Genomic DNA, 10,126 nt, shown 5'->3' with positions numbered 1-10,126 from the left:
GGCGGCGGCGACACCACCGGCGGCGGCGGCGGCGGCGGGGGAGGCGGCGGCGGCGAGACGCTCGGCGGCGGCGAGGGCGGCGGCGAGACGACCGGCGGCGGCGAAGGCGGCGGCGACACGACGGGGGGCGGAGTTGGGTTCGGCGGAGGCGACTGCACCACGCATCGCGTGTCGCGATACCGCGTCCGCGGGAAGTTCTGCCCGTGGTAGCGCGCGCGCCCGTCGACATCCATCCACCGCATATGGTCCGGGTGCCCCGACACGTTCACCGTGGTGACGTAGGGCACGAGCGCCATGCGCACGTTGTCGGAATTCTGCCCCGCCGGCTTGAGCACGTCGATGAGGGCGGCGGTGGCCTGGCGCATCGCGGGGATGTGCGTCGCCATCGAGCCGGTCACGTCGAGCGCGACGGCGACCTCGGCGACGTCCATCCCGCTGCGCGCCTCCGCGACGATGCGGCCGGGGATGGTGTCGTGCCCGACGGCGCCGAGGAAGATCGTCGCGACGGCGTAGGTCGCATCGACCTCGGCGACCCGCCGGCCCTCGGGGAAGCGGATCTGGAGATCGTCGATGCGGACGTTGCGCGGGGCGCGCTCGCGGATGTGGCGCAGGAATTCGTCGCGGATCGAGTCCTCGGTCGCGTTCGTCTCGCCGAGGCGCCGCGCGCTCGCGAGTGCCGTCGAATCGAGGAGCGCCTGCAGCTCGACGCGGGCGTTCGAGGCGCGGCTGAAGTCGACGGCCGCGCCGACGAGGCCGATGATCGGCACCATCGTCAGCGCGAACATGATGCCGACATTGCCGTGGCGGTCGCCGGCGAGGGTTCTCGCCCGATCGAGAGCCGCCTTCGAGGTCGAAATCGTCTGACGCTCGCTCATGTCGCCTCACCCCGTCTGTCGGGCACGCCTCTTCGCGCACCTGGCGCGTGCCGAGCACACGCCTCGGGAGAGGCATAGGTGCTGGGGAGCAAACGAAATCTTTAATCGAATGCCGACCATCGCCATCAAAAGCTGCGAAGTGCTGCTCATCGTCGGGCGTGGTAAAGCGACGGTAGCCGCACTCGATCGCAATCGACGGAACAAGCCAAAAAGGCGCCCGCTCGTTGCGGCGGTCCGAGCGGGCGCAAGGCTGTCTGGAGCCGTTATGCGGCGACCCGGCTCCTGAGAAACGTGGTAGCGGCGCGCGGATGAATGGGGCCTGAAGAGTCCCCGAACGCGTCCTGTTCACCTTCCCCATTGCCTCGGCTTGACCGTAGGCGAGCCCGCGCGTATCGCTGCGGGCTCAACTGGGGGCTATAACGAAATGAAACCCGTCGTCATCCTGCTGGCGGCCGTCGCGCTCGCCGGCTGCGCCTCGCGCGCGTCCGATATCAATGCGTCCTACGTCTCGCCGCTCACCTACCAGAACTTGACCTGTTCGCAATTGCAGGAAGAGGCGGCCCGCGTCTCGAATCGCGCCGCTATCGCCGTCGGCGCCCAGAACGAGCGGGCGACGCGCGATGCGGTCGCGACCGGCGTGAGCATCGTGCTGTTCTGGCCGGCGCTCTTCTTCGTGCGCGGCGACGGCCCGCAGGCGGCCGAACTCGCTCGCCTGAAGGGCGAGATGGACGCGATCGAGCAGGCCTCGATCGCCAAGAATTGCGGCATCCGCTTCGAGCGCGAGCCCCCGCCCGCCGCCCCGGCTCCGGTAGCGCGTGACGCGTGAGGGGAGGGACGGGCCGCCTGACGTTCGTAAAGGATCGCGGCCGCCGTGCTCACGCACACGGCTGCCGCGCTCAGACGATCACGCCAGTCTCTTCGTCAAGGCCCCTTGCCGAAGGCGCCCCAATTCATCCCCTCGAAAACGCGGGTCTCTGTCGATCTCCGACGGCGCCATGCTTCGATGAAGAGACGCTCGTCGTCGGATAGGATCGCGAGCTCGTTGGGATCGACGTCGGACAGGACCCAGGTGCCCTGCTCCTTTCCTAAATCCTCGATCGTTTCTGCGGCAGCATCGACGACATAGATGTGGGGCGGCAGCTGCTGAAGTATGTGGACGCCGTGCCGGCGCTTTAGACGCTCCGCACCGCTTTCTACGATAACCAGCTCTTGCATCTTCATCTCTCCAGTCGGACTCGCCGTCAAACTGTCGCAGGTCGGCGACCGCCCGAATACGGCGGAAGCCCCCGATAGCCGACGTGATATCGCGTTGCCGTGCATAACTGCTTAACATTGTTACGCATAATGCATTCTTGAGGATCGACCGCGCACGGCTCACAATTGACGTTGGGCACGCGGTAAACTCCCCAGGACCCACCGCAGTTGCATCGCGACGCGAGATATTCGTCCGGCGCGCCGAACAGGTGGCATACCTCGTGCGCGTAGACACTGTCGCGATTCGCGGCAGTCCATGGTCCGACGTTGATGTCCATCACGAGATAAGATGCGGCAGGGTACGCGTAAGCGAAGTGGTACAATGGATACTCGACGAAGAAGGCGCAGAACGCCAACTCAGTGCGAAACCGCCTGCGTAGATCCGCCACGTATTCCGCCACGCCGCGCGCGCCGGGGGAATAATTCATCCGCGAGAGAGCCTGATCTCGCCATGGCGCCTCGGCATCCTCGAATGAGCCCTTCGTCCCCACGGCCGGAGTAGAAATATCGATCACCTTGGTGTCATGCACGAACGTGATGTCCTTGGCCGGGCTCTCCGCGGCCAGGAAGGAAAGACCGTTCTGCACGTCGGCGAGGATCATCGCCTGCTCACTGCGCGGTATCTCGAAGCTCGAGCCAGAAGTATGAACGATAATGGTGCCGACGGCTATGGTGCCCGACAGGCGAAATTTCGGAGGAGCAGCCGCCAGGGGTGAGCCCGCGGCATCCATCGGCATCGGCGGGTCGAGCGCCGCCAGCTGATCGTTCCCGCTCCAACTCGCCGACGGGTAGGGCCGGCGACGCTTGGCTTCGACATAGGAACTGCTGTTTCGGACCTTGAACGCTCCCAGCCCCTCAAGCGCTTCCGGAGACAGCTTGTCCTCGGGTAACGGTGCGCCCGCCGCCATCGCCGGACCGAGACCGATTCCGACTTCACCATAGCGATGAAGGATGGGGCCGGATGCCATTGTCGCTCCGCTCCCGCCATCGTCTGCTGGCCTCATCCAAACGATGTGCTCCTCAACTTCCAGATCGCCTGACATTGTGCCCCCGCAAGTCATTGTAGGTTGGTGGGGGAGCATATCTTCCGGCAGTATGCTGCGCAACTCACAATTTTGCGAATTAGGCAGCGTCGGCGTGTTCCTGGGTGATGAAGGCGATGCGCACCATGTTGGTCGCGCCGGGCGTGCCGAAGGGGACGCCCGCCACTACCACCACGCGCTCGCCGACCTTCGCGAGCCCCGTGCGCACCGCGAACTTGCAGGCGCGGAAGGTCATGTCGTCGACGTCATAGGCGTCGCGGGTGACGACCGGGTGGACGCCCCAGGCGAGCGTGGTGCGCCGCGCGGTGTCGCGGTTGGGCGTGAGCGCGATCACGGTGGCGTTGGGCCGCTCGCGGGCGATGCGCAGTGCGGTCGCGCCCGACGAGGTCCAGGCGCAGATCACGTTGATGCCGAGCGTGTTGGCGATGCGGTGGGCGGCGTGCGCGATCGCGTCCGAGCCGGTCGCCTCGGGCTCCGCCTGCTGGGCGGCGAGGATCGTCCAGTAGAGGCTGTCCTGCTCGACCTCCTCGGCGATCCGGTTCATGGTCGCGACGGATTCCATCGGGAATTGTCCGGCCGCGCTCTCCGCCGACAGCATCACCGCATCCGCGCCCTCGTAGACGGCGGTGGCGACGTCGGACACCTCCGCGCGGGTGGGGACGGGGGCGCCGATCATCGATTCGAGCATCTGGGTCGCGACGATCACCGGCTTGCCGAGCCGGCGCGCCATGCGGGTCATGCGCTTCTGCAGGCCCGGCACGCGCTCGAGCGGCATCTCGACGCCGAGATCGCCGCGCGCCACCATGATCGCGTCGGAAATCTCCATGATCTCCTCGAGCCGCGAGAGCGCCTGCGGCTTCTCGATCTTGGCGAGGACGAGGGCACGCCCGCGGGTGACCTTCTTGACCTCGGCGACGTCCTCCGGGCGCTGCACGAAGGAGAGCGCCACCCAGTCGACGCCGATCTCCATCGCCGCCTCGAGGTCGGAGCGGTCCTTCGGCGTCATCGCCGAGACGGGGAGCGGCGTGTCGGGGAGCGAGACGCCCTTGCGATTGGAGATCGTGCCGCCAACGGCGACGCGCGTGCGGGCCCGCCGCCCGGTCTCGACCTCCTCCACGACGAGCCGCAACTTGCCGTCGTCGATCAGGATCTGATGGCCGGGCTCCAGCGCGGAGAGGATCTCGGGATGGGGCAGGTGGACGCGGGTCGCGTCGCCGGGCGCCGTGTCGTCGTCGAGCGTGAAGTCGCCGCCCGTGTCGATCTCGACCTTGTCGCCCGCGAAGGTGCCGATGCGCAGCTTCGGGCCCTGGAGGTCGACGAGAATCGGTATCGGCCGGCGCACGTCCTCTTCGATCGCGCGGATCATGGCCACGCGCTCGCGCAGGCCCTCGCGCTGCAAGTGGCTCATGTTGATGCGGAAGACGTCGGCCCCTGCCTCGTGCAGCCGCCGGATCGTCTCCGGAGTGGACGAAGCGGGTCCCAGCGTCGCCACGATCTTGGTGCGCCGCGAGCGCGTCATCGAAGTGCCTCCCCCTGCCGTGCCGGATCGGTGAGCTGCACCGTCCAGCTTCGTTGTTCGCCTGTATCCACCTCGAAGAAGCCGTTGCGGTCGTAGCCGCGGGCTAGGCAGTCCTCGAAGCCCTCGATCGTGAACTCGCGCTCGCGCGTGCACAGATAATGCCGACCGCCCCATTCGCCGCCGCGATCGTAATCGACCGCGAAGACGTAATAGAAGCGTGAACTCAGCGCGCCTTCCAGCAACGTCTCGCATTGGCGCGGACGCAGGTTCCACCAACCCTCCGTCACCCAGCCCTCGTCGTTGCGGTGTCCGAGCGCGACGCCGACCCGCGAGCCGGTCATGTTGCACAGCCGCAGATCGGCCGCAGCCGGGCTCGCCGAGAGCCCCGTCGCGAGACCGGCGAGGACGGCGAGGACGAGGCTCGTGCGGCGGGAATGCTCAGTCCACCAGGATGATGCGACAATCATTGACGTTGGTGCGGGTCGGTCCGGGGGCGTGGAGATCGCGCAGGATCTCGAAGAAGGAGGTCGCATCGTTGTCCGATAAAAACGCGGCGGTGTCGAGGCCGGCGGCGCGCGCGCGGGCGAGCGTGGTCTCGTCGACGAAGGCGCCGGCGGGGTCGTCCGCCGCGCCCGAGCCGCCGTCCGTGCCGTCGGTGTCGCCGGCGAGCGCCGCGATGCCAGGGGCGCCGTCGAGCGCCAGGGCGAGGGCGAGGGCGTATTCCTGATTGGGCCCGCCGCGGCCGTTGCCGGTCACGCTCACGGTCAGCTCGCCGCCCGAGAGTATCGCGCAGCGGCGCCCGGCCTCCTTCGCCGCGCGCGCGAGCCGCGCGTGCTCGGCGGCGACGAGGCGCGCCTCGCCTTCGAGATCGGCACCGAGGACGACCGGTTCGTAGCCCTCCTCGCGTGCCGCCCGCGCCGCCGCCTCGATCGCCTCGGCTGGTCGCGCGACGATCACGAGGGAGGCGTCGGCGAAGACCGCGTCGCCGGGCTTGGGCGTCTCGTTCGCGGGATCGGCGAGGAGGGCGCGGGCCGCGTCGGGCAGCGCGACGCCGTAGCGCGCGAGGACGGCGCGGGCGTCCGCGAGCGTGGTCGGATCGGGGACGGTCGGCCCCGAGGCGATCACGGCCGGATCGTCGTGGGGCACGTCCGAGATCGCGAGCGTGACGATCCGCGCCGGTGCCGCGCGCGCCGCGAGCCGGCCGCCCTTGATCGCCGAGAGATGCTTGCGCACGCAATTGAGCTCGTCGATGCGCGCGCCCGCCCGCATCAGCGCCCGCGTGATCGCCTGCTTCTCGGCGAGCGCGAGGCCGGGCAGGGGCGCGGTCCAATTGGCGGAGCCGCCGCCGGAGACGAGGACGAGGACGAGGTCGTCGCCGCCCGCGCCGTCGGCGAGCGCCAGCACCTCGCGGGTCGCGGCGAGCCCCGCCTCGTCCGGCATCGGGTGACCGGCCTCGACGACGCGGATCGGATCGGCCGGGCAACCGTAGCCGTGCCGGGCGACCGCGATCCCGCCGAGCCGATCGGGCCCGAGCCCCAGCGCGCGATAATGCGCCGCGGCGGTCGCGGCCATGCTCGCCCCAGCCTTGCCGGCGGCGAGGACGAGGACGCGGCCGCGAGCGGGCGGCGGGGGCAGATGGGGCGGCAGGCAGGTCTGCGGCTGCGCGCGCGCGACGGCGGCGGCGAAGATGCGCTCGAGCGCGGCTCTGCGCGGCGCGCGCGCGGTCTCGATCATGACACGGCTCCGGGGGTGGCGCGGTCGCGACGTCGTGCTCCCGCGTTTACGCCTTTTCACGGCCCGGGTCATCCGCCATCTTGGCCCGCGAGGCTGCCATTCCCATGGAGATCGCAGGCCATGCGTTTCGAAGACCTGGACGAGAACACCCGCAACGCGCTCGAGGCCGCGGCCTTCCGCCGGCTCGTGGCGCATCTGCGCGCGCGCACCGACGTGCAGAACATCGACATGATGAACCAGTCCGGCTTCTGCCGGAACTGCCTCTCGAACTGGCTCAAGGACGCCGCCGACGCGCAGGGCCTCGGGCTCACGAAGGACGAGGCGCGCGAGGCCGTCTACGGCATGCCCTACGAGGCCTGGAAGGCGCGCCACCAGGCGGAGGCGACTCCCGAGCAGCAGGCCGCCTTCGAGGCCAACAAGCCGGCCCATTGAGGGGGCGCGGGGCTCCCGCGGGTCTTTCGTGGACAGCGGCGTCGAGGGTCTTGCCGGGGCGCGCGCGATCGCCTATCGCATCCGGCCACGTTCCTTCGCGCGCCATGTCCGCGCGCGCCATCAGCCGCAAACGAGGTCGAACACCATGGTCGCTGACGTCGCCGATTCGGGGGTCGCCGCCGACGAGCTCCGCCAGTTCATCGAGCGCATCGAGCGCCTCGAGGAGGAGAAGGCCGGCATCCAGTCCGACATCAAGGACGTCTTCGCCGAGCTCAAGGGCCGCGGCTTCGACGCCAAGGCCGTCCGCCAGATCATCAAGCTGCGCAAGCAGGACCATTCCGAGCGCCAGGAGCAGGAGGCGATTCTGGAGCTGTACATGCAGGCGCTCGGGATGGCGTGAGGGCGCTCGCCGAGCGAAGTCATTCGGAGGAGGTGTCGTGAGCGACGCGCGCTGGATCGAGATCGACGAGGACGTCGCCTCGTGCGTGCGTCATCTCGGTCGCGCCGTCGAGATCTTCGCGCAAGGGGGGCTCTCCGGCGAGGACCTCGCCTCCTACAAGAACCGGATGGCCTTCATGCAGGCGATGCAGGCCGGCCACACCTCGCTCGAGAGCGCGCTCGAGCGTATCCGCCTCTTGCGAGCGCGGAGCACGGCGCCGATCCTCGGCCCCGCTTTTGCCGATGCCGTCGACGAGACCCGCCGCTTCCGTCACGTCGCCCGCAAGACCTACGACGATTTCGCTTCGGAGCGCGCGGCACCCGCGGTCGCCGCCGCGCGGCTCCTGCATCACTAGATGCCCGCCGCGATCGCCGCCTTCCGGAGCGCCATCGAGCCTTGATGACACGCGCGCGCGGTTCTGGCATCACTTTCCCATGAACGCCCGCACGCCCATTCCCCGCCGCTCGTCGGTCTGCCCGCACGATTGCCCCTCGACCTGCGCGCTCGAGGTCGAGATTCTCGACGAGCGCACGATCGGGCGCGTCTACGGCGATCCGGCCCACAGCTACACCGCGGGCGTGATCTGCGCGAAAGTCGCGCGCTATGCCGAGCGCATCCATCATCCCGACAGGCTCGTCCACCCGCTGATCCGCACCGGGCCGAAGGGCACACGGCAGTTCCGCCGCGCGAGCTGGGACGAGGCGCTCGACCGGATCGCCGGGCGCTTCCTCGCGGCCGAGGCCGCGCACGGGCCGCAGGCGGTCTGGCCCTATTATTACGCCGGCACGATGGGCCTCGTGATGCGCGACGGCATCAACCGGCTGCGTCACGCGAAGAAATATTCCGGCATGTTCGCGACCTTCTGCACGAACATGGCCTGGACGGGCTACATCGCCGGCACCGGCCGTCTCGCCGGGCCCGATCCGCGCGAGATGGCGAAGTCCGATTGCGTGGTCATCTGGGGGACGAACCCGGTCCACACCCAGGTCAACGTGATGACCCACGCGATGCGCGCCCGCAAGGAGCGCGGGGCGAAGATCGTCGTCGTCGACGTCTACGAGACGGCCTCGATGAAGCAGGCCGACGTCAAGCTGGTACTGCGTCCGGGGACCGACGGCGCGCTCGCCTGCGCGGTGATGCACGTCCTCTTCCGCGACGGCTACGCGGATCGCGATTATCTCGCGCGCTATGCGGATTGTCCGGGCGAGCTCGAGGCGCATCTCGCGAGCCGCGGTCCGGCCTGGGCGGAGGCGATCACCGGCATCCCGGCCGAGGAGATCGAGGCCTTCGCCCGGCTCGTCGGCGAGAGGAAGCGCACCTTCTTCCGCCTCGGCTACGGTTTCTCGAGAAGCCGCAACGGCACCGTCAACATGCATGCCGCGGCTTCGATCGCGGTGGCGACGGGCGCGTTCCAATACGAAGGCGGGGGCGCCTTCCACAACAACGGCGCGATCTATCATTGGGACAAGGGGCTGATCGAGGCCCACGACCTGCGCGATCCGAGCGTGCGCCAGCTCAACCAATCGCAGATCGGCCGCGTGCTGACGGGGGATGCGCAGGCGCTCCTCCAAGGCCCGCCGGTGACGGCGATGCTGATCCAGAACACGAACCCGGTCTCGGTCGCGCCCGAGCAGGAGCGCGTCAAGGCGGGTTTCGCGCGCGAGGACCTGTTCACCGTCGTCCACGAGCATTTCATGACCGAGACCGCGGCCTATGCCGACGTCGTCCTGCCCGCGACGATGTTCCTCGAGCACGACGACGTCTACCAGGGCGGCGGCCACCAGCACATCCAGCTCGGGGCGAAGGTCGTCGAGCCGCCGGGCGAGTGTCGCTCGAACCACGACCTGATCGTGGAACTCGCCCGTCGCCTCGGCGCGGATCACCCGGGCTTCGCCATGAGCCCGCGCGAGATCATCGACGCGACGCTGAAGGCCTCCGGCTGGGGCGATCTCGCGAGCCTCGAGGCGGGCAAGTGGATCGACGCGCAGCCCGATTTCCGCACCGCGCACTACCTCGACGGCTTCGCCTGGCCCGACGGCAAGTTCCGCTTCAAGCCGGATTGGACCCGCACTCCCGCCCCGAGCGCCGGTCCGATGGGCCCGCACGAGGCGATGCCGGCGCTGCCCGATCACTGGGCGGTGACGGAGGAGGGGACGGACGCGCACCCCTTCCGCCTCGCGACGAGCCCCGCGCGGCATTTCCTGAACTCGACCTTCACCGAGATGCCGACCTCGCGCGAGAAGGAAGGCTACCCGACGGTGATGATCCACCCGGTGGACGCGGCAGCGCTCGGCATCGCGGAGGACGATTGGGTGGCGCTCGAGAACGATCGCGGGCGCGTGCTCATCCGCGCGCGGCTTTTCGAGGGCGTGCGGCGCGGCGTGCTGATCGCCGAGAGCATCTGGCCGAACGCCGCCTATCCGGACGGGCGCGGCATCAACACGCTCACCGGCGCCGACCAGGTGGCCCCCTTCGGCGGCACCGCCTACCACGACAACCGCGTTTCCGTGCGACGTCTTCATCCCTCCCCGTAGGGGAGGGTGGACGGGCGCGCGGAGCGAGCCCGGCCGGGTGGGGCCCGGGTGGTGATTGATCGCCAAGCGTCGGGCCCCACCCGACCTCCGTCGCTTCGCTCCGGAGGCCACCCTCCCCTGCGGGGAGGGATTCGCGCCCATCCCTCCCCGCAGGGGAGGGTGGACGGGCGCGCGCAGCGAGCCCGGCCGGGTGGGGCCCGGGTGGTGGATAGACTGCGAGCGTCGGGCCCCACCCGACCTCCTTCGGCTTCGCCTTGGAGGCCACCCTCCCCTACGGGGAGGGATTCGCGCCCATC

11 protein-coding genes are annotated in these 10,126 nt (G+C 69.4%); 5 read left to right on the top strand and 6 right to left on the bottom strand.

Annotated features, from left to right (window positions below; translation table 11 throughout):
* Positions 1-875, bottom strand: an 875-nt coding sequence (locus ACK4UM_RS20235; RefSeq protein ID WP_409802650.1) for a TadE/TadG family type IV pilus assembly protein, incomplete at its 3' end; no start/stop codon positions are given.
* 424 nt (positions 876-1,299) lie between these two features.
* Between ACK4UM_RS20235 and ACK4UM_RS20230 the strand changes: the two genes are divergently transcribed.
* Positions 1,300-1,701, top strand: a complete 402-nt coding sequence (locus ACK4UM_RS20230) for a hypothetical protein (protein ID WP_409802649.1) — start codon at positions 1,300-1,302, stop codon at positions 1,699-1,701.
* Between the two features lie 95 nt (positions 1,702-1,796).
* Here the strand turns inward: ACK4UM_RS20230 and ACK4UM_RS20225 are convergent, their stop codons facing one another.
* The 5 genes from ACK4UM_RS20225 to ACK4UM_RS20205 all read right to left on the bottom strand — a co-directional run bounded on the left by ACK4UM_RS20225 (position 1,797) and on the right by ACK4UM_RS20205 (position 6,425).
* Positions 1,797-2,090, bottom strand: a complete 294-nt coding sequence (locus tag ACK4UM_RS20225) for a hypothetical protein (RefSeq protein WP_409802648.1) — start codon at positions 2,088-2,090, stop codon at positions 1,797-1,799.
* 26 nt (positions 2,091-2,116) lie between these two features.
* Positions 2,117-3,097, bottom strand: coding sequence for a hypothetical protein (locus ACK4UM_RS20220; RefSeq protein ID WP_409802647.1), 981 nt, complete (start codon positions 3,095-3,097; stop codon positions 2,117-2,119).
* A 154-nt stretch (positions 3,098-3,251) separates the two neighbouring features.
* The gene (pyk, locus tag ACK4UM_RS20215; RefSeq protein WP_409802646.1) at positions 3,252-4,691 is read right to left on the bottom strand and encodes a pyruvate kinase; all 1,440 of its coding nucleotides are present in this window, start codon (positions 4,689-4,691) and stop codon (positions 3,252-3,254) included.
* Entirely contained in the window at positions 4,688-5,158 is a 471-nt protein-coding gene (locus ACK4UM_RS20210; protein ID WP_409802645.1) for a DUF1036 domain-containing protein, read from the bottom strand. Before ACK4UM_RS20210 ends, pyk begins: the two co-directional genes overlap by 4 nt.
* Entirely contained in the window at positions 5,130-6,425 is a 1,296-nt protein-coding gene (locus ACK4UM_RS20205; RefSeq protein ID WP_409802644.1) for a glycerate kinase, read from the bottom strand. Before ACK4UM_RS20205 ends, ACK4UM_RS20210 begins: the two co-directional genes overlap by 29 nt.
* A gap of 120 nt (positions 6,426-6,545) precedes the next feature.
* Here ACK4UM_RS20205 and ACK4UM_RS20200 point away from each other — a divergent pair, with 120 nt between their 5' ends.
* The 4 genes from ACK4UM_RS20200 (at position 6,546) to ACK4UM_RS20185 (ending at position 9,830) form a co-directional block, all read left to right on the top strand.
* Positions 6,546-6,857: a DUF1244 domain-containing protein gene (locus tag ACK4UM_RS20200; protein ID WP_409802643.1), complete on the top strand. Its 312-nt coding sequence runs from the start codon at positions 6,546-6,548 to the stop codon at positions 6,855-6,857.
* Between the two features lie 145 nt (positions 6,858-7,002).
* On the top strand, positions 7,003-7,257 hold the full coding sequence (locus tag ACK4UM_RS20195) for a DUF2312 domain-containing protein (protein ID WP_409802642.1): 255 nt from the start codon (positions 7,003-7,005) through the stop codon (positions 7,255-7,257).
* Positions 7,258-7,294: 37 nt separating this feature from the next.
* Positions 7,295-7,651 (top strand): hypothetical protein, encoded by a 357-nt coding sequence (locus ACK4UM_RS20190; protein WP_409802641.1) that lies wholly within the window; start codon positions 7,295-7,297, stop codon positions 7,649-7,651.
* Positions 7,652-7,730: 79 nt separating this feature from the next.
* On the top strand, positions 7,731-9,830 hold the full coding sequence (locus ACK4UM_RS20185) for a molybdopterin-dependent oxidoreductase (protein WP_409802640.1): 2,100 nt from the start codon (positions 7,731-7,733) through the stop codon (positions 9,828-9,830).
* Positions 9,831-10,126 lie beyond the last annotated feature (296 nt).

Origin of the sequence: Salinarimonas sp. (genome assembly GCF_046292825.1) — a bacterium.
Lineage (GTDB): Bacteria > Pseudomonadota > Alphaproteobacteria > Rhizobiales > Beijerinckiaceae > Salinarimonas.
The sequence above is the reverse complement of the archived record's forward strand: the minus strand, read 5'-3'. Positions and strand labels throughout refer to the sequence as shown.